The sequence below is a fragment of the Microbacterium forte genome (assembly GCF_031885415.1).
GTDB classification, from domain to species: domain Bacteria; phylum Actinomycetota; class Actinomycetes; order Actinomycetales; family Microbacteriaceae; genus Microbacterium; species Microbacterium forte.
In genome coordinates this window covers 3,645,213-3,664,722 of sequence record NZ_CP116871.1, presented here as the reverse complement: position 1 = coordinate 3,664,722, position 19,510 = coordinate 3,645,213, and the positions used below count along the sequence as shown (strand labels likewise).

The window sequence follows — 19,510 nt, the reverse complement described above, 5'->3', positions numbered from 1 at the left end:
TGTCCTGACGTGACTTCCATGATGTCAGGAAGGCGGGGGGCCCGCTCCGAAACCGATGTTCCGCAGGGGCGGAAAGGAACCTGTTGGCGACCGCACCCCGACTCTTCCCAGACTGTTCTCAGGAAAGGTGAGCATCGATGAAGATCCTCGTGGTGTGCGGCGCCGGTGCGTCGAGCACGTTCGTCGCGCAACGACTCCGCCGTGCGGCCTCGGAAGCGGGCCTCGACTGGGACGCAGCCGCCGGCATGGAGCAGTCCGTCGCCGGCAGCGACCACGACCTCATCCTCATCGGTCCTCATCTCGCCGATCGCCTCGAAGCGATCCGCCGTGCCGCACCCGCTCGGGTGGCAGTGCTCCCCGACGACGTCTTCGCCGACCGGGACGGCACCCGCACGCTCGCGCTGGCGCGGTCGATCGTCGCCGACGCCAGGAACACCCCGAAAGGAACATCATGACCGTCTCCCGCACCGTCCGCATCGGCTCATCCCATGGACTCCACGCCCGTCCGGCGAAGCTGTTCGCGCAGGCCGCCAAGGACTCGGGGATTCCCGTGACCATCGCGAAGGACTCGGGCAAGGCGGTCAACGCGGCCAGCATCCTCGGGGTGATCGCGCTCGCGATCGAGCACGGCGACTACGTCACGCTGACCGCCGAGGGCGACAGCGCCGAAGGCGTGCTCGACACGCTCACCGAGCTGCTCACGACCGACCATGACCAGGACGCCGGAGCGTGAGCGAGCTCAGAGGAGTCGGGATCGGTCTCGGGGTCGCCCAGGGCGTCGTCGTGCGGATGACCGAGGCGCTGCCCGCTCCCGAGAACACCCCCAGCACCCAGGGCATCGATGCTGAGCGCGCACGGGTGCGCGAGGCCGTCGCCGCAGTCGCCCAGGAGCTCACCGCACGCGGTGAGGCGGCCGGCGGCTCGGCGCAGGAGGTGCTCGAAGCGCAGGCGATGATCGCCGAGGACCCGACGCTGCAGGACGAGGTCGACACGCGCATCGACGACGGCGCGACCGCCGAATGGGCCGTGCACGACGCGTTCGCGGGCTTCCGCGCGACGCTCGAAGCCGTCGGGGGCTACCTCGGAGAGCGTGCAGCCGACCTCGATGACATCGCCCAGCGCGTGCTCGCCCGCCTTCGCGGCGTCGATGCGCCAGGGGTCCCCGACCCGGGGCATCCGTTCGTCCTGGTCGCCCGCGACCTCGCCCCGGCGGACACCGCGCTGCTGAACCTCGATCAGGTGCTGGCTCTGGTCACGTTCGACGGCGGACCCACCTCGCACACGGCGATCCTCGCCCGCGAGAAGGGCATCGTCGCGATCGTCGGCGCGGCATCCGCATCCGACCTCGTCACCGGCAGCCATGTCATCGTCGATGCCGCCGCCGGGATCGTGACCGTCGATCCTTCCGACGACGAGAAGACGCGCGCTGAACAGCGCGCAGCCGCCCGCCGCTCGGCGGACGCCGCACCGCTTACCCCCGGCGCCCTCGCCGACGGCACGCTGATCCCGCTGCTGGCGAATCTGGGGAAACCTGCAGACGCATCCGATGCCGTCGAACGCGGGGCCGAGGGCGTCGGGCTGTTCCGCACCGAGTTCCTGTTCCTCTCATCGGCCCAGGCGCCGACCGTCGAGCAGCAGCGCGAGTCGTACCGCGAACTGCTCGCGGCCTTCCCCGGCCAGAAGGTCGTCGTGCGGATGCTGGATGCCGGTGCCGACAAGCCGCTGGCCTTCCTCAACGATGCGCATGAGGAGAACCCCGCGCTCGGTCTGCGCGGACTGCGCGCGCTCCGAGCGAGCGAGGACATCCTGCGCGAGCAGCTGACCGCGCTGGCAGAGGCGGATGCCGCCACCGAGGCCGACCTGTGGGTCATGGCGCCCATGGTCGCGACGGTCGAGGAGACCGAGTACTTCACCGCGCTCGCCCGCGAGTACGGCCTCAAGACCGCCGGCGTCATGGTCGAGATCCCGTCCAGCGCCCTGCTCGCCGACCGGATCCTCGCGCATGCGGACTTCGCATCGATCGGCACGAACGACCTCACGCAGTACACGATGGCCGCCGACCGCATGCTGGGTTCCGTCGCCGGATTCCAGGACCCGTGGCACCCCGCCGTGCTCAGGCTCGTGCGCGAGGTCGGCACAGCAGGAGCCCGCCTCGGCAAACCCGTCGGGATCTGCGGTGAGGCTGCCGCCGACCCGATGCTGGCCGTCGTGCTCGTGGGGCTCGGCGCCACGAGTCTCTCCATGGCGCCGTCAGCCCTCGCAGACGTGCGGCACACCCTGTCGCAGCACACTCTCGACGAAGCCCGCAACTTCGCCGAACTCGCACTGGCGGCCGACGACGCCGCCGGTGCTCGCCTCGCCGTGGCTGACGCCGCGGCATCCCTCCCCCCTCACCAGAAAGAGACGACATCATGACGACGACGTCACCGGCCGCCACGAAGGCAGGCGGCCTCCGAACGGGCGTGCAGCGCTTCGGCACGTTCCTGTCCGGAATGATCATGCCCAACATCGCCGCGTTCATCGCGTGGGGATTCATCACCATGCTGTTCATCCCGAAGGGCTTCTTCGGAGCGGAGAGTCCCTTCGGCTGGCACTGGGCCGGCGTCGCCGAGATCGTCGGAGGCGGTGGCGATTCCGCCGTCTTGGGCTGGCAGGGTGCGATGACCGCGGTCGCCGAGGGCGCCGACGGCAACGTCCTCGCGTATGTCGGCCTGGTAGGCCCCATGGTCACCTACCTGCTCCCGCTCCTCATCGCCAACACCGCAGGCCGCATGGTCTACGGCGAGCGCGGCGGTGTCGTGGCGACGATCGCCACCATGGGTGTCATCGTCGGCACGAACATCCCGATGTTCCTCGGCGCGATGATCATGGGACCGATCGCGGCCTGGATCACCAAGCGCATGGACCGGCTGTGGGACGGCAAGATCCGCCCCGGCTTCGAGATGCTGGTGAACAACTTCTCCGCCGGCATCCTGGGCATGGTCCTGGCGATCCTCGGCTTCTTCGCCTTCGGCCCGGTCATGCTCGGCATCAGTGCGGTGCTCGGCGGCGCCGTCGACTGGCTCGTCTCCCTGAACCTGCTCCCGCTGGTCTCGATCATCGTGGAGCCCGCCAAGGTGCTGTTCCTCAACAACGCCATCAACCACGGTGTGTTCACGCCGCTCGGCATCGAGCAGGCGGCTGAGACCGGAAAGTCGATCCTGTTCCTCATCGAGGCGAACCCCGGTCCCGGCCTCGGCCTGCTGCTCGCCTTCACGTTCTTCGGCGTCGGTGCGGCGAAGGCCTCTGCCCCGGGTGCGGCGATCATCCAGTTCTTCGGAGGCATCCACGAGATCTACTTCCCGTACGCGCTGAGCAAGCCGACCACCATCCTCGCGCTGATCGCAGGTGGCGCGGCCGGTGTCACGACGAACATGGTCCTGGGTGGCGGACTGGCCTTCCCGGCAGCACCCGGCAGCATCATCGCCGTCACGGCGGCGGCCGTCGGAGGCGGTGTCGGCAACCTGCTGGTCGTGTACCTCTCGGTGGTCATCGCCGCCGTCGTGACGTTCCTCATCACCGGCGTCATCCTGCGCGCATCGCGCAAGCGCGACCTCGAGGCCGAGGGAGACAGCTTCGGCGACGCGATCGCACAGACCGAGGCGAACAAGGGCAAGTCCTCCGCCGCGATGGACGCTCTCCGCGCGTCATCCGGCGCGGGTGCTGCCGGCGCAGCCGCCGGTGCGGGCGCGGGTGTCGCCACCGACCGCCGCATCGAGAACATCGTGTTCGCCTGCGACGCCGGCATGGGCTCGTCGGCCATGGGCGCGAGCGTGCTGCGCAACAAGTTCAAGAAGGCAGGGGTCGAGGGCGTCACCGTCACGAACCAGGCCATCGCGAACCTCGACGGCACCGCCGACCTGGTCATCACGCAGCAGCAGCTGACCGACCGGGCGCAGGCGCAGTCGCCGAACTCGATCCACGTGTCGGTCGACAACTTCATGAACTCTCCGAAGTACGAAGAGGTCGTCGAGATGGTGCGCGAGCAGCGCGACTCCGGCGCGTGACAGACCGGGCGGGGCGGGTGCCACGGCATCCGCCCCGCCCCCACATTCTCAGAAAGAAGGAATCACCATGAGCGTTCTCACCCTCGACCAGGTCCGCATCCACGCAGGCTCCAGCACTCAGCAGGAGGCGCTGCAGGAGGCGACCGACATCCTCGTATCCGTCGGTGCCGTCACTCCCGCCTACGTCGACGCGATGCGTCAGCGCGAAGAGACCGTCTCGACCTACATGGGCAACGGTCTGGCGATTCCGCACGGCACGAACGACACCAAGGATGCGATCCTCGCCTCGGCTCTCTCGGTCGTGCGCTACGACGGCGGCGTCGACTGGGCCGGTGAGCCCGCGACCTTCGTGATCGGCATCGCCGGACGCGGCGACGAGCACCTCGAGATCCTCTCGCAGATCGCGATCCTCTTCTCCGACGAGGACGACGTCGCCAAGCTGAATGCGGCGCAGACCCCGGACGAGCTGTACGCACTCCTCTCGGCGGTGAACGACTGATGAAGGCCGTCCACTTCGGAGCGGGCAACATCGGCCGCGGTTTCGTCGGCCTGCTGCTGCACGAGGGCGGCTACGAGGTCGTCTTCTCGGACGTCGCCGACGCCCTGGTCGATGCGATCAACGCTGTCGACTCGTACACCGTGCACGAAGCCGGTCCCGGCGGCACCGACCACGTGGTCACGGGCTTCCGCGCCGTGAACAGCAAGACCGGCCCGGAGACGGTCGCCGACGAGGTCGCGACCGCCGATGTCGTCACGACGGCCGTCGGGCCGACGGTCCTCCGTTTCGTCGCTCCGACGATCGTGGCAGGGCTCGCCCGCCGCTCGGCCGGCGCCGCACCGCTGCAGGTGATGGCGTGCGAGAACGCGATCGGCGCGACCGACACCCTTCGCGCCGAGATCGAGAAGGCGGCGGGAGTGGATGCCGAAGAGCTGCTCTCCCGCGCGGTGTTCGCGAACACCGCAGTCGACCGCATCGTGCCAGGACAGCCCGCGGACGGCGGAGTAGACGTCACGGTCGAGCCGTACTTCGAGTGGGCGATCGAGTCGGAGGCCTTCGGCGGCGCGTTGCCGAAGATCCCCGGAGCGCATTTCGTCGAGAACCTCGCGCCCTACATCGAGCGCAAGCTCTTCACGGTGAACACCGGGCACGCCGCGACGGCGTACTTCGGCGCTCGTGCCGGCATCGAGCGCATCTCGGACGCGCTGGCGGATCCCGACATCGCCGCTCGCGTGTCGGCTGCGCTCGAAGAGACCTCCGCGGTCCTGGTCGCCGAGCACGGCCTCGACCCCGCCGAGCTCGCCCAGTACCGCGCGACGATCCTCGAGCGGTTCCGCAATCCCGCGCTCGTCGACACCGTGCAGCGCGTCGGACGACAGCCGCTGCGCAAGATCTCGCGGCACGAGCGGTTCATCGGCCCCGCGGCGATGGCCGCCGAGCGAGGACTCTCCACCATCGCACTGGTCGGCGCCGTCACCGCCGCGCTCGAGTTCGAATCGCCCGACGACGAACAGGCGGTCGAGATGCAGGAGGCCCTCCGCACCGAAGACGCTCTCGCCTTCACCTCGCGCACGACGGGACTGGATCCCGAGCATCCGCTGTTCCCTGCGGTTCGCGACGCCGTCGTCTCGCGTCAGACGGCTCTGAACGCCTCCTGAGCGCCGCTGCACGCATCGCCTGCGCCCTCTGCCGATACGATCGGCGGAGGGCGCAGGTGCGCGCACAGCGAGGTGCGGGAGCAGCATGAACAGATACGCCGTCATCGGCGCGGGGCCGTCAGGACTCGCTGCCGCCCGCGCGCTCACGAGACGTGGGATCGGCGTCGACGGATACGAGGCCGCGGCAGGGGTCGGTGGACTCTGGGACATCGACAACCCGCGCAGCACCATGTACGAGTCGGCGCACCTGATCTCCTCACGTACCACCACCGAATTCACCGAGTTCCCCCTGCGATCGACGGTCGACTACCCGGGCCACCGCGTGCTGCGGCAGTACTTCCGCGACTATGCCGACCACTTCGGGCTCACCGACCGCTTCCGGTTCGAGACGAGGGTCACCCGTCTCGAACCGCAGGGCGGCGGCTGGGACCTCACCAGCGACGGCCCCGAGGGCGAGCACACCAGGTGGTACGCCGGCGTCGTGCTCGCGAACGGCACTCTGGCCGAACCGAACATCCCCGCCTTCCCGGGCACCTTCACCGGTGAGCTGATGCACACCAGCGCCTACCGGTCCCCCGCCCAGCTCGCGGGCAGGCGCGTGCTCCTGATCGGCGCGGGCAACTCGGGCTGCGACATCGCGGTGGATGCCGTGCATCACGCCGCGTCCGTCGACATGAGTGTGCGTCGCGGCTACTACTTCGTCCCGCGGTATCTCTTCGGTCGCCCGAGCGACACCCTCAACCAGGGTCGTCCGCTGCCCGCACGCATCAAGCAGGCCGTCGACAGCCGCGTGCTGCGGGCATTCACCGGCGACCCGGTGCGCTTCGGCTTCCCGAAGCCCGACTATCGCATCTACGAATCGCATCCGATCGTCAACACCATGATCCTCAACCACCTCGGCCAGGGCGACCTGCGCATCCGCCCGGACATCGACCGGTTCGACGGCTCGACCGTGCGGTTCCGCGACGGCACGGCCGACGACTACGACCTCGTGCTCCTCGCGACCGGCTACACGCTCGACTATCCGTTCGTCGACCGCGCGCACCTGCACTGGCGCGGCGCGGCCCCTCGGCTGTTCCTGAACATCTTCCCCGCCTCGTTCAACGGCCTGTACGTCATGGGAATGATCGAGGCATCCGGCATCGGCTGGCAGGGACGATACGAGCAGGCCGACCTGCTGGCGACCTATCTCGACGCCCTCGAGCACGACCCGGACACCGCGACCCGGTTCCGAGACCGGGTGACCTCGCAGCCGTGGCCCGATCTCACCGGTGGCTATCGCTACCTCGGACTCGACCGCATGGCCTACTACGTCAACAAGGACGCCTACCGCGGTGCCGTCCGCCGCGAGAAGCACGCGCTGGAAGACCAGACGGGGCGGCGGCCCTGACCCTCGCCGGCAGAGGCCGTTCACATGCGCAGGCTCTAGCCTTGATCCGTGCAGAAGAAGCGTGGCCGTCGTGTCCTGAAAGTGATCGTCTGGGGACTCGTCGCCGTCCTCGTGCTCGGAATCGGCGGCATCGTCGCCTGGAGCCAGATCGGGGTGATGCCCGCCGAGAAGGCACCGCTGGCTAGCGTCCGGGAGAACCCGGCGATCCACGTCGAAGACGCCGAGCAGGGAATCGTCCTCACCCCCGCCGACGGCGAGTCCGAGACGGGTCTGGTTTTCATCCCCGGGGCGAAGGTGGACCCGTGGGCGTACGCCGCGATCCTGCAGAGCCTCGCCGAGGAGGGCGCGACGGTCGTGATCACCCGCCCGTGGCTGAACCTCGCGTTCTTCGACCTGCGCGGCCTGGATTCCTTCACGTCGGCGGCTCCCGACATCGACGAGTGGGCGGTCGGAGGTCACTCGCTGGGCGGCGTGCGCGCGTGCCAGCTCGCCGCAGACGCCGATGCGCTCGTGCTGTTCGGGTCGTACTGCTCGAACGATGTCTCCGACACCGACCTCGCAGTGCTGAGCATCTCGGGCAGCGAAGACGGGCTCTCGACGCCCGAGAAGATCGACGCGGCCCGCGACCTGCTCCCCGCCGACGCCGAGATGGTCGAGATCGAGGGCGCATCCCACGCGTCATTCGGCGACTACGGCCCTCAGGCCGGCGACGGGACGCCGACCATCGCGGACGACGAGATGCATGCCGAGGTCGCCGATCGCCTGAACCCCTTCATGGCTGAGCTCTCCCAGGGCTGATCGGCTCTCCGCCCGCGTCCGAGGCCCCCGGTGTCAGACGACCGCGGGATCGAGCAGCGGATGCAGGTGCCTGGTGCCCAGCACCCCCGACGCCGTCCGCGCGCCCGCGCGGAGAGCCGACGGCACGTCGGCGCCGGAGAGCCGGGCGTCGAGCACACCGGCGAGGAAGGCGTCGCCGGCGCCGTTCGTGTCGACGACGTCGACGGGCACGGCCGCGACGCGGTGCTCCACGCCGTCTGCATCGATCGCCACAGCGCCCTCCGCGCCGAGCGTGCACACTGCGAGCGACGCTCCCGCCGAGATGCGCGAACGGAGAAACGCCACCGGATCGGCGAGGCGGTCGGCGTTGCAGAACACGACGTCCGCCGCATCGAGGAACGGTGTGTGGAAGTCGGCCTCGCCGTCGTAGTCGTGCACGTCGACCCAGATCGGGCGCCCGGTGGCGCTGGCCGCGGGAAGGAGCCTCAGGGGCTCCGCCGCGAGGTCGAGCACGATCGCATCGGCCTCTCGCATCGCAGAGACCAGAGCAGCGTCATCGGCACCGCCGGTCGCCGAGGGCGACGCGAGATAGAGCGACACGCGCTCGCCGCGACGGGTCATGAGGTTGAGATGGCGCTCCGTGACGTCTCCCTCACCCCACAGGGTGCGCACACCTGCCCGATCGAGAGCACCCCGCACGCGCTGACCCGGCTCGTCCGCCGCACTCACCGCGTACAGCAGCGTGGGGCGTCCGAGCGCGGTGAGGCTGAGCGCCTTTCCGGCACTCGTGCCGCCTGTCGTCTCCCACGAGTCCTCGGCGAACTGCATGTGGGGCACGGGCTCCGGCAGGCGATCGAGCACGACGATCGAGTTCCACGAGACGGGGCCTGCGATGAAGACGGATGCGGTCATGGCTCCATCCTGCCCCGTGCGGCCGCCTGATCAGCCGATCCGCTTGATCAGCGAGTCCAGACCCATTCCGTAGTCGATGCGAACGACCGGCAGCGCGAGCTTGTCGGTCCCGATCTCGACGTACCCGGGTTCGATGGTGCGGGCCATCTCGAAGCCGGCCTGTGCGACACCCTGCTTCGCGGTGTCGTTATAGTGCCCGAACGGATACGCGATCACCTCGCGCACCCCGAGCACATCCCCTGACAGATTCAGGTCGGCCGCGATCTCGTCGGCCGTCCAGTTCGTCATCCGGCCCTTGCCGTTCTCGCCGGCCTGATGCATGTCGTGGGTGTGCGAACGGCGCAGCACGTAGATCGACGGCGGCGGATCCTGCCGGTAGGCCGTGATCATGAACGACGTCGACAGGAGCTTGTTCCGCTCGATCACCGGAACCGCCAGATCGAACCAGGTCTGGTCGGCGTCGTCGTCGGTGATGATCACCGAGCGGGCGGGCAGCGAGAGGCGCCCGTCGATGAACGCGCTGAGCTCGTCCCAGGTCGGAAGATAGAACCCCGTCGTCGCGATGTGAGTCATCTGCGCATCGAAGTCGCCGATGTACGCGTAGTTGCCGCGCAGCCACCCCGTCTCGCCGTCCGGGTTCGTCGTGAACTGGTGGTACATCAGGATCGGCACCTGCACATCGGCAGCGGCGTTCGCCTCGGGGGTCGTCCACCCGGCGAACAGTTCGGTCTGCTGATCGACGCAGGCGACGGGATCGGCGCCGTTCACCCGCGCGGCGACGGTGTATGCGGCGGCATCCGCCTCGTTGGTGTACCACCCCGCGAACACCCGCCCATCCTGCACGGGGATCGGAAGCGCCGCGTAGAGGGCGTCCTGCCTCTGCAGCATGGGCTCGGCCGGGGCCCCCTCGCCGAAGAAGCTCACCGCGCACGCCAGCGTATCGTCGGCATCGGCGAGCAGTTGCTGAGCGGGTGTCAGCGGACGCTCGATGACGTCCGCACCGGCGCGCGGAACGCTCTCCTCCGGCGCTCGCGTCGACCAGGCGTATGCTGCTGTCGCGCCTGCCGCGAGCACGACGACGGCGCTGATGATCAGTGCGACCCCGATGCGGCGTCGCTTCCCCCCGGAAGCCATGATCTAGATGTCGAATCCGTCGGCGATCATCTCCACGAGCTCTTCGCGCTCCTCGACGGGCAGGAAGGCTGCGGCCGCGGCGTTGAACTGGAAGGTCTCGAGATCGTCGAGGTCGTACTCGAACGTCTCGACGAGGTTGGCGAGCTCGCGCGTGAGAGACGTGGCGCTCATCGTGCGGTTGTCGACGTTCACCGTGACGGCGAAACCGAGCTGGTAGAGCAGGTCGAAGGGATGATCGGCGAGGGTGTCGCCCCACGCAGCGATCGCCCCGGTCTGCAGGTTCGATGACGGCGAGAGCTCGAGCGGGATCTCGCGGTCGCGCACCCAGCGGGCGAGGTCGCCGAACTGCACCTGCACCTCGTCGCCCTCCTGGGTGATCACCTGCAGGTCCTCGGCGATGCGCACGCCGTGGCCGAGGCGCAGAGCTCGCCCGTCGATGAGCGCCGAACGGATCGAGGCCGAACCGGCGGCTTCTCCCGCGTGCACCGTGACGGGGAAGAAGTTTTCGGCCAGGTAGTCGAAGGCGGCTCGATGGTTCGAGGCGGGGAATCCGTCCTCCGGGCCGGCGATGTCGAATCCGACGGCCCCGCGTCCGCGGAACCCGACCGCGAGCTCTGCGATCTCACGAGAGCGGTCGGTGTGACGCATCGCTGTGATCAGCTGGCCGACGCGGATGCTGTGCCCGTCGCGGTCAGCGGCGTCCTCGCCCTCCTCGATGCCCTGCTGCACGGCCTCGACGGCCTGCTCGAGCGAGAGACCGCGGGTGAGGTGCTGTTCGGGCGCCCAGCGCACCTCGCCGTAGATCACTCCGTCGGTCGCGAGGTCCTGCACGAACTCGCGTGCGACGCGGGTCAGCCCCTCCGTCGTCTGCATGACCGCGGTCGTCAGATCGAACGTCTTGAGGTACTCGACCAGAGAACCCGAGTCGCTCTTCTTCGCGATCCACTTGCCGAGAGCGGCAGGGTTCGACTCCGGCACATCGACGCCGATCGCATCCGCCAGTTCGACGATGGTCGACGGGCGCACTGCGCCGTCGAGGTGGTCGTGCAGCGACACCTTGGGCAGGCTGCGCAGAGACGCTCCCTGGATGGTGACATCGCCGTTCGCGTCGATCGACATGGGGATTCCTCTCGGTCGCGGATTCGCTGTGTTCAGGCTAGCGGTCCGCGGATCAGGCCGTGATGCGCTCGCGCACGATCGGACCGGCGGCCGGAGCCTCGTCGCCGATCGCCCATGCGCCCTCGAGGGCCTCGAGCGCGCGAGGGAACCTGGCCTCATCAGCGGCGGAGAGGGTGAACAGCGGCTGGCCGGCCACGACGCGGTCGCCGGGCTTGGCGTGCAGATCGATGCCGGCTTCAAAGATGACCGGGTCCTCGGCCCGCGCGCGTCCTGCACCGAGACGCCACGCCGCGATGCCGAACGGCAGCGCGTCCATCTGAGACACCACGCCGTCGGCGGGAGCGGTGACCACGTGCGTCTCGCGTGCCGTCGGCAGCGGTGCGTCGGGGTCGCCGTCCTGCGCGCGGATCATGGCCTTCCAGCCGTCCATCGCACGTCCGTCGTCGAGAGCGGCCTCGACATCGGCATCCGGCTGTCCTGCGAGCGCGAGCATCTCGCGCGCCAGGGCGATCGTCAGTTCGCGGACGTCGGAGGGGCCTCCGCCTGCCAGCACCTCGACGGACTCGCGAACCTCGTTGGCGTTGCCGATCGCTCGCCCGAGGGGCACGTTCATGTCGGTGAGCAGTGCCGTCGTGGCGACGCCGGAGTCGGTTCCGAGGGCGACCATCGTGCGCGCGAGTTCGCGTGCCCGATCGATGTCCTGCATGAACGCGCCCGAGCCGAACTTCACGTCGAGCACCAGCGCGTCCGTGCCTTCGGCGATCTTCTTCGACATGATGCTCGACGCGATCAGCGGGATCGCCTCGACCGTGCCGGTGACATCGCGCAGCGCATAGAGCTTCTTGTCTGCGGGAGCGAGACCCGAACCTGCGGCGCAGATCACCGCGCCCACATCGCCCTGCATCTGCGCGAAGATCTCTTCATTGCTGAGCGCGGCACGCCAGCCGGGGATCGACTCGAGCTTGTCGAGCGTGCCGCCGGTGTGGCCGAGTCCTCGGCCGGAGAGCTGCGGCACCGCCACGCCGAACACCGCGACCAACGGTGCGAGCGGCAGGGTGATCTTGTCGCCCACTCCTCCGGTCGAGTGCTTGTCGACGGTCTTCTTGCCGAGGGTCGCGAAGCTCATCCGCTCCCCCGAGGCGATCATGGCATCGGTGAGCACGCGGATCTCGTCGCGCTCCATGCCGCGCTGGAAGACGGCCATCGCGAACGAGGCCATCTGCGCGTCCGACACGTAGCCGCGCGTATAGGCGTCGACCATCCAGCGCAGCGCCTTCTCGGGCACGGCACCTCCGTCACGCTTGGCACGGATCACATCGACGGCGTCGAAGGGTTCAACGCTCATCGGGCGTCCTCCAGGTCTCGGGGGCCGAACGCATCCGGCAGTACTTCATCGATGGTCCGGATGCCGGAGACGGTCTCCAGCAGCATCCCGGGCATCGCGTGCTCGTAGAGCAGTTGGCGGCAGCGGCCGCACGGCATGATCGTCTGTCCGTCGTTGTTCACGCATACGAAGGCGACGAGCTGGCCGCCACCGGACATGTGCAGGTCACCCACCAGCGCGCACTCGGCGCACAGGGTCACCCCGTACGACGCGTTCTCGACGTTGCAGCCGGCGACGATGCGACCGTCGCCGACGAGGGCGGCAGCTCCCACGCGGTACCGCGAGTACGGCGCATAGGCCTTCGTCATAGCGTCTGTCGCAACCTGGCGAAGCTCGTCCCAGTCGATGTCGGTCATGTCTCTCCTAGGACTTTATGTACGGCTTGCCGCTGGCCGCCGGCCCGCGGATCTGACCGGCGAAACCGGCGACCGCGAGAAGCGTCACGACATACGGGAGCATCAGCATGAACTCGCCGGGGATCGGTGTCTTGAGGATCGACAGCAGGTTCTGCAGGTTCGTCGCGAAGCCGAACAGCAGGGCCGCGAGCGTCGCGCGGATCGGATCCCAGCGTCCGAAGATCACGGCGGCGAGGGCGATGAAGCCGAGACCGGCCGTCATGTCCTTGCCGAACTGCGGCACCGAGACGAGCGTGAAGTACGCGCCGCCGATGCCGGCGATCGCTCCCGCGAGCAGGACGTTCCAGAACCGCGTCGAATTGACCTTGATGCCGACCGTGTCCGCCGCCTGCGGGTGCTCGCCGACGGCGCGGACCCGGAGCCCCCACTTCGTGCGGTACAGGCCCCAGGCGACGATGGCGACGGTGATGAACATGAGATAGACGATGAACGTCTGGTTGAAGAGCACCGGACCGATGATGGGGATGTCGCTGAGCAGCGGGATCTCGATGCGGCTGAAGCGCACCGGGGTGTTGAGCTCGGCCTCGTTCGGTGCGAGCAGCGCGCCGTAGAGGAATCCGGTGAGACCGCTGACGAGCACGTTGAGCACCACGCCGACGATGACCTGCTCGACGAGGTACTTGATCGCGAACGCGGCCAGCACGGCGGCGACGAGCACGCCGCCGAGCATCGCACCCAGCAGTCCGATGAACGGACTGCCGGTGACGCTCGAGAGCAGCGCGGCCGAGAACGCGCCGAGGAGCAGCTGGCCTTCGATCGCGACGTTGACCACGCCCGCCCGCTCGCCGATGACGCCGCCGAGGGCGCCGAACACGAGGGGAACGGAGAGGGAGACGGCTCCGAAGAGCAGGCTGCTGACGGGAACGAGGCCACCGGCGCCCGCCCACACGAGGAACCCGAAGACGGCGATCACGCTGAAGGCGATCACCAGCCAGATCGACGGCTTGCGGTACGTCCACGCCCGCAGGAACGCGAGCACCGACAGCAGCGCGAGGATCACGATGACGACCCAGCTGGTCGGCCCGGTCGGAAGCGCCACGTCGGGCAGCGCGAACGGCGACGACGGGTCGTTGAGGCGGAAGCTGCTGGTGCCGCTGCGTGGCACGAGCAGGAAGAGGAGCGCCAGCAGCACGGTGGCTGCGGCGAGGACGATCGGCGCTTTCAGGTGCCGCTCGCGCACGGTGGCGAGCTGCACGGTTCCGTCGGCGGCTTCGCTCTGGACGAGGGAGGTCATGCGGTCACCGCCTTCTTCGTGGCTTTGGCTCTCGCCTTGGCCGCCTTCTCGAGGTCGGACTTCGGCAGGAAGAACACTGCGCGCAGCAGAGGCGGCGCGGCGATGAACAGCACGACGAGCGACTGCACGACGAGCACGATGTCGACCGGGATGTCCTGCGCCTGCATCGAGAACGAGCCCGCCTTCAGGGCACCGAACAGGATGCCCGCCGCGAAGGTGCCCCATGCACGGCTGCGGCCGAGCAGGGCGACGGTGATCGCGTCGAAGCCGATCCCGGCGTCGATCGTCTCGGTGATACCGGTCGTGACCGCACCCTGCACCTGGTTCATGCCGGCCAGACCGGCGAGAGCACCGGCCAGGAGCATCGCGTAGACGTAGACGCGCTGCACGCTGATTCCGGCCGCGCGCGCGGCGTGCGGGTTCTCACCCACGGCGCGCATCCGCATTCCGAGCGACGAGCGCTCGATCAGCCACCAGACGAAGAGGGTCGCGATGATCACGATCACGAACCCGAGGTCGAGCAGCGGGAACTGCGGCCCGAGGAGCTCGGGGAACTGCGCGCTCTCAGGGGTGGCGTAGCCGAGGGCCTGGTTCGTGCCGGGCTTCTGCAGCAGACCGGGTGTGCGGATCATCCACAGCAGCAGGTAGTACGCCACGTAGTTGAGCATGATCGTGAGGATGACCTCGTGGGCGCCCGTGCGCGCCTTGAGCAGACCGGCGATCGCGCCCCACAGCGCTCCGCCGGCGATGCCGGCGATCAGGGTGACCGGGATGTGCAGCCAGAACGGCAGGTCGAGCTGGAAGGTGAGGAGACCAGCGGCCGCCACGCCGATGAGCATCTGACCGCGCGCACCGATGTTGAACAGGCCGACGCGGAAGGCGAGGGCGACGCCGAGACCGGCGGCGATCAGGGGCGCCGCGAAGCCCAGCGTGTTGGTCAACGGGCGGATCTGCGCCGCGAAGTCCGCACCGCGTGCGTTGAAGATCGCTCCGCGGAAGAGCGCCTCGTAGCCGTTGTAGACCGCGTTCCAGATCGCGGCGAAGGTGTCGCTCGGACGCTGGAAGAAGTAGCCGGATGCCTCCAGCACGTCCTCGTTGGTGAAGGCGATCAGGATGCCGCCGACGACCAGAGCCAGGAAGATCGCGAGGATCGTCGTGACGGCGCTGCCGCGGAGCATCTCCTTCAGGATCACGTTGCCGCGCGGGGGCGGCGGAACCTCGCCCGTATCGCGCGGCGTCGTGGTCGTGTTCACCGAGAGCTGATCGGCGGAACCCCGTCCCACCGAGTCGCTCCCGTGTGGCGTCGTACCGCTCATGCGGCCACCTCTCCCTCGGCGGCGCCCGCCATCATCAGTCCCAGCGTCTCGCGCGGGGTGTCGCCGGGAACGATCCCGACGATCGTGCCTCTGTACATGACGGCGATGCGGTCGGCGAGAGCCGCCACCTCGTCGAGCTCGGTCGAGACGACCACGACGGGGATGCCCGCGTCTCTGGTCTCGATGATCCGCTTGTGGATGAACTCGATGGAGCCGACGTCGACTCCACGGGTCGGCTGCGCGGCGACGAGCAGTTTGAGCTCGCGGCTCATCTCGCGGGCGATCACGACCTTCTGCTGGTTTCCTCCTGAGAGGGTGCCTGCCGCGGTGTGCGGGCCCTGCGTGCGGATGTCGTACTCGCTGATCCGTGCGCGGGCGAAGTCCTCGAGCGCCGATCGCCGGATGGTCCCGCCCCGGCTGAACTCTTCGTCGCCGGTGCGGTCGAGGATCAAGTTCTCCGCGACAGAGAAGCCTGCGACGAGTCCATCCTCGGTGCGGTCCTCGGGCACGAAGCCGACACCCGCGTCGAGGATCGCTCGCACGCTCTTGCCGACCAGTTCGGTGCCTCCGAGGGTGATCGATCCTTCGACCCTGGCCGCGAGGCCGACGATGGCCTCGACCAGCTCGGTCTGCCCGTTGCCCTGCACTCCGGCCACGGCGAGCACTTCGCCAGGGCGCACGGAGAAGTCGATGCCGTCGACGACGATCGCCCCCGCGGAGGTGAGCACGCGCAGTCCCTTGACCTCGAGGCCGCCCTCGCCGAGGCGCGGCGGGTCCTTGTGCACGGTGAGCTCGACCGCACGTCCGACCATCAGAGAGGCCAGCTCGGCGTTGGTCGCCGTGGGCGATGCCTCGCCGACGATGCGGCCGAGGCGGACGATCGTGATCGTGTCCGCGACCTCGCGCACCTCACGCAGCTTGTGGGTGATGAAGACGATCGCGGTGCCTTCGTCCCGCAGCTGGCGCATGATGCCCATCAGCTCGTCGGTCTCCTGCGGCGTGAGCACAGCGGTGGGCTCGTCGAAGACCAGGACCTTGGCATCGCGCGAGAGCGCCTTGATGATCTCGACCCGCTGCTGCACGCCGACGGGGAGGTCGCCGACGATGGCGTCAGGGTCGATGTCGAAGCCGAAGCGGGCGGCGACGGAGCGGACGTGCTCACGCGCCTTCGTGATGTCGAGGGTGCCCAGGCCCTTGGTCTGCTCGTGGCCGAGCATGACGTTCTCCGCCACCGTGAACACGGGGACGAGCATGAAGTGCTGATGCACCATTCCGATGCCGGCGTTCATCGCGTCGCCGGGGCCGCGGAACCGCTGGACGACGTCGTCCAGGAGGATCTCGCCCTCGTCGGCCTGATACAGCCCGTAGAGGACGTTCATCAGAGTGGACTTGCCTGCACCGTTCTCGCCGAGCAGCGCATGGATCTGCCCCGGCTCGACGACCAGGTCGATGTGGTCGTTGGCCACCAGGGTTCCGAACCGCTTGGTGATACCGCGAAGTTCGAGCTTCATATCTGCACCTTATCCAGAAGTGTCATCCAGAAGAGTCCGAAGAATCTCCGGCGCATCGCACGGGGATCGCCCGGATGCGCCGCGAACAGTCGTCATCGTCCGTCCACGGCGCGGGGCGAGTGGCCGCTTGCACCACTCGCCCCGCCATGGATGTGAACTGCTTACGGGGAGTTCTCCGACTCCACCGTGATGTCACCCGAGATGATCTGCTCCTGCAGAGCCGAGATCTCATCGAGCAGCCCGTCGGGCAGGTCGCCCTCGAAGGCACCGAAGCCCGAGAGCTTGACGCCCTCGTTCTCGAGCGTGCCGATGTAGGGAGCCGGGTCGAAGTCACCCTCGGATGCGGCGACGGTCGCGTCCTCGACGGCGACGTCGATGGCCTTCATGATCGAGAAGAGGGTGACATCGGCCACGCTCTCATCGGCCACCGCGAGGTCGCTGTCGACGCCGACCAGCAGCGTGTCCTTGCCGCTGTCGGCGATGGCCGCCGCAGCGCTCTGGTAGATCGGTCCACCGACCGGGAGGATCACGTCGACGCCCTGGTCGAGCACGCCCTGAGCGGTCTGCTTGGCGGTGTCGTTCGCGTCGAAGCCGCCGGTGAAGGAGCCCTTCTGCGTGGCGGCGTCCCAGCCGAAGACCTCGACGGCGCCCGACTTGTCCTCGTTGTACTTCTCGACGCCGAGCTGGAAGCCGTCCATGAACACGGCGACCGACGGGATCTGCATTCCGCCGAAGGTGCCGACCTTGTTCACGCCCGATGCAGCAGACCAGCCGGCGGCGGCGTAGCCACCGAGGTAGGCGGCCTGAGCCGTGTCGAAGACGAGGGGCTTGATGTTGGGAGCATCGGTGGTGCCGTCGAAGTCGTTGTCGGCATAGTCGTCGATGATCGCGTAGTCGATCTCGGGGTTGGCGAGAGCGGACTCGACGGTCGCGGCGGAGAGCTTGAAGCCGACTGCGACGATGAGCGAGCAGCCCTCCGAGACAGCGGTCTCGAGGTTGGGCGCGTAGTCGTTGTCGTTGGCGGACTCGAACTCGATCGGCTTGACGCCGAGAGTCTCCGCTGCGCGGTCCATGCCCTCCTTGGCGGACTGGTTGAACGACTTGTCGTTCCAGCCGCCCGCGTCCGAGACGAGGCAGGGGATGAAGTCGGAGTCAGCCTCGCCGCCGCCGGTGCCGCCCGATTCGGTGGGAGCCTGGCCGCAGCCGGCAAGTGCGAAGACGACGCCAGCGGCGATGGTCGCGCCGAGCAGCTTCTTGGTGGTGGAGATGGTCAACTCATGCCTCCTGAACGGTGCCGCGGCCCTCGCGGATCGCTCAAAGTTACCTAGTGTTTCGACTTTTGTGCATGCACGAGGGCGAAGCGCTGGCGAATGGTTACAAACCTGAAACCAAGACAGCCGATGAGCGACGGTGCGTGCTCATCAGAGCACGTCGCTCCGCCCCGTCAGCTTCAGGGACTCGACGACACCCTTCACCCGCTGCGCATGTTCTATCGTCGTGACGAGCAGAGCGTCTGGCGTGTCGACCACCACGATGTCCTTCACGCCGATCAGGCTGATCACGCGAGAGGTCTGACTGACCAGGATCCCGCTGGCAGCATCCGACAGCACCCGGGCTTTCGGCCCGAGCACGGCGAGGTCGTTCTTCCGCCCGTTGTTGATGAGCTTGGTGAGGGAGGCGAAGTCCCCCACGTCGTCCCAGTCGAAGTGCCCGGGCACGACCGCGAGGCGTCCGCGTCGCGCAGCCGGCTCAGCCACCGCGTAGTCGATCGCGATCTTCTTCAGCCCGGGCCAGATCCGATCCACGGCGGGGCCGCGGCGCTCACGGTCGTCCCATGCCTCGGCGAGCTCGAGCAGCCCGGCGTGCAGGGCCGGCTCGTTCGCGGCGAGCTCATCGAGCAGCACGCTCGCCTTGGCGATGAACATTCCGGCGTTCCAGAGGTAGCCGCGGTCGGCGAAGTAGGCCTTGGCGGTCTCGAGGTCGGGCTTCTCGACGAAGCTCTCGACCAGGGCGGCCTCGCGCGCCCCTTCGACGAGGAGCTCCGCGCCCCTCTTGATGTAGCCGAAGCCGATCGCGGGCTCGGTCGGAGAGATGCCGATCGTGCAGATGTATCCCTCGCGCGCGACCTCGACGGCGTCGCGGACGGCGAACTCGAACACACGCGTGCTGCGGATGACGTGGTCGGCGCTGAACGAGCCGATGATCACGTCGGGGTCTCTCCGATGCAGGACTGCGGCCGCCAACCCGATCGCCGCCGCGGACTCGCGCGGCTCCGACTCCAGGAACACATTCAGATCCGGTATTCCGGGCAGCTCCGCCTCCACCGCCGCGCGGTGGGCCCGGCCGGTGACCACGGCGATCCGGTCGGCCCCGGCCAAGGGCTCCAGCCTGTCCCACGTATCGCGCAGCAGGGAGTGCCCGGAACCCGTGAGATCGTGCAGGAACTTCGGCGCGTCCGCTCGGGAGAGAGGCCAGAGTCGGCTGCCGATTCCGCCGGCAGGGATCACGGCGTAGAAGTTCTCGATGGGTTGGCTCACCTTGCCAGGGTATCCCCACGGAAAGTCTCGACATCGAGACACTTAGGCTCCCCTTCGTCGCCCGCAGTCGTCTCACGG

Annotated in this window: 18 protein-coding genes; 8 read left to right on the top strand and 10 right to left on the bottom strand. The window is 68.5% G+C overall.

Features of this window, described 5'->3' with window-relative positions:
- The first annotated feature begins 137 nt into the window (after positions 1-137).
- The 8 genes from OB895_RS17775 to OB895_RS17740 all read left to right on the top strand — a co-directional run bounded on the left by OB895_RS17775 (position 138) and on the right by OB895_RS17740 (position 7,890).
- Entirely contained in the window at positions 138-455 is a 318-nt protein-coding gene (locus tag OB895_RS17775; RefSeq protein ID WP_042536482.1) for a PTS sugar transporter subunit IIB, read from the top strand.
- Positions 452-733 carry an HPr family phosphocarrier protein gene (locus OB895_RS17770; RefSeq protein ID WP_042536481.1) on the top strand — a complete coding sequence of 94 codons (282 nt, stop codon included), beginning with the start codon at positions 452-454 and terminating at the stop codon, positions 731-733. Before OB895_RS17775 ends, OB895_RS17770 begins: the two co-directional genes overlap by 4 nt.
- A gap of 56 nt (positions 734-789) precedes the next feature.
- Positions 790-2,415 carry a phosphoenolpyruvate--protein phosphotransferase gene (gene ptsP / locus OB895_RS17765; RefSeq protein ID WP_376708843.1) on the top strand — a complete coding sequence of 542 codons (1,626 nt, stop codon included), beginning with the start codon at positions 790-792 and terminating at the stop codon, positions 2,413-2,415.
- Positions 2,412-4,046: a PTS mannitol transporter subunit IIBC gene (locus OB895_RS17760; RefSeq protein ID WP_309690003.1), complete on the top strand. Its 1,635-nt coding sequence runs from the start codon at positions 2,412-2,414 to the stop codon at positions 4,044-4,046. Before ptsP ends, OB895_RS17760 begins: the two co-directional genes overlap by 4 nt.
- Before the next feature lie 67 nt (positions 4,047-4,113).
- Entirely contained in the window at positions 4,114-4,545 is a 432-nt protein-coding gene (locus tag OB895_RS17755; protein ID WP_042536479.1) for a PTS mannitol transporter subunit IIA, read from the top strand.
- A complete protein-coding gene (locus OB895_RS17750; protein ID WP_311878483.1) occupies positions 4,545-5,702 on the top strand; it encodes a mannitol-1-phosphate 5-dehydrogenase in 1,158 nt (385 codons plus the stop codon). Before OB895_RS17755 ends, OB895_RS17750 begins: the two co-directional genes overlap by 1 nt.
- Positions 5,703-5,787: 85 nt before the next feature.
- Positions 5,788-7,092, top strand: a complete 1,305-nt coding sequence (locus OB895_RS17745; protein ID WP_311878480.1) for a flavin-containing monooxygenase — start codon at positions 5,788-5,790, stop codon at positions 7,090-7,092.
- 48 nt (positions 7,093-7,140) lie between these two features.
- A complete protein-coding gene (locus OB895_RS17740) occupies positions 7,141-7,890 on the top strand; it encodes an alpha/beta hydrolase (RefSeq protein WP_311878478.1) in 750 nt (249 codons plus the stop codon).
- Between the two features lie 33 nt (positions 7,891-7,923).
- Here the strand turns inward: OB895_RS17740 and OB895_RS17735 are convergent, their stop codons facing one another.
- The 10 genes from OB895_RS17735 to OB895_RS17690 form a co-directional block, all read right to left on the bottom strand.
- On the bottom strand, positions 7,924-8,781 hold the full coding sequence (locus OB895_RS17735; RefSeq protein WP_311878476.1) for a carbohydrate kinase family protein: 858 nt from the start codon (positions 8,779-8,781) through the stop codon (positions 7,924-7,926).
- Between the two features lie 30 nt (positions 8,782-8,811).
- Positions 8,812-9,915: a polysaccharide deacetylase family protein gene (locus OB895_RS17730; RefSeq protein WP_311878475.1), complete on the bottom strand. Its 1,104-nt coding sequence runs from the start codon at positions 9,913-9,915 to the stop codon at positions 8,812-8,814.
- Between the two features lie 3 nt (positions 9,916-9,918).
- Positions 9,919-11,034 carry an adenosine deaminase gene (locus OB895_RS17725; protein ID WP_309690014.1) on the bottom strand — a complete coding sequence of 372 codons (1,116 nt, stop codon included), beginning with the start codon at positions 11,032-11,034 and terminating at the stop codon, positions 9,919-9,921.
- A gap of 52 nt (positions 11,035-11,086) precedes the next feature.
- Positions 11,087-12,379: a thymidine phosphorylase gene (locus OB895_RS17720; protein WP_042536472.1), complete on the bottom strand. Its 1,293-nt coding sequence runs from the start codon at positions 12,377-12,379 to the stop codon at positions 11,087-11,089.
- The gene (locus OB895_RS17715) at positions 12,376-12,774 is read right to left on the bottom strand and encodes a cytidine deaminase (protein WP_042536471.1); all 399 of its coding nucleotides are present in this window, start codon (positions 12,772-12,774) and stop codon (positions 12,376-12,378) included. Before OB895_RS17715 ends, OB895_RS17720 begins: the two co-directional genes overlap by 4 nt.
- A 7-nt stretch (positions 12,775-12,781) precedes the next feature.
- Positions 12,782-14,068 (bottom strand): ABC transporter permease, encoded by a 1,287-nt coding sequence (locus OB895_RS17710; RefSeq protein ID WP_042536470.1) that lies wholly within the window; start codon positions 14,066-14,068, stop codon positions 12,782-12,784.
- Positions 14,065-15,384 carry an ABC transporter permease gene (locus tag OB895_RS17705; protein WP_042536469.1) on the bottom strand — a complete coding sequence of 440 codons (1,320 nt, stop codon included), beginning with the start codon at positions 15,382-15,384 and terminating at the stop codon, positions 14,065-14,067. Before OB895_RS17705 ends, OB895_RS17710 begins: the two co-directional genes overlap by 4 nt.
- Positions 15,381-16,895 (bottom strand): ABC transporter ATP-binding protein, encoded by a 1,515-nt coding sequence (locus tag OB895_RS17700; RefSeq protein WP_042536468.1) that lies wholly within the window; start codon positions 16,893-16,895, stop codon positions 15,381-15,383. The genes OB895_RS17705 and OB895_RS17700 overlap by 4 nt, the downstream gene beginning before the upstream one ends.
- Before the next feature lie 161 nt (positions 16,896-17,056).
- Entirely contained in the window at positions 17,057-18,169 is a 1,113-nt protein-coding gene (locus OB895_RS17695) for a BMP family lipoprotein (RefSeq protein WP_056373402.1), read from the bottom strand.
- A gap of 147 nt (positions 18,170-18,316) precedes the next feature.
- Complete coding sequence (locus OB895_RS17690; protein WP_042540325.1) at positions 18,317-19,432, bottom strand: mannose-1-phosphate guanylyltransferase; 1,116 nt, start codon at positions 19,430-19,432, stop codon at positions 18,317-18,319.
- Between the last annotated feature and the right edge of the window lie 78 nt (positions 19,433-19,510).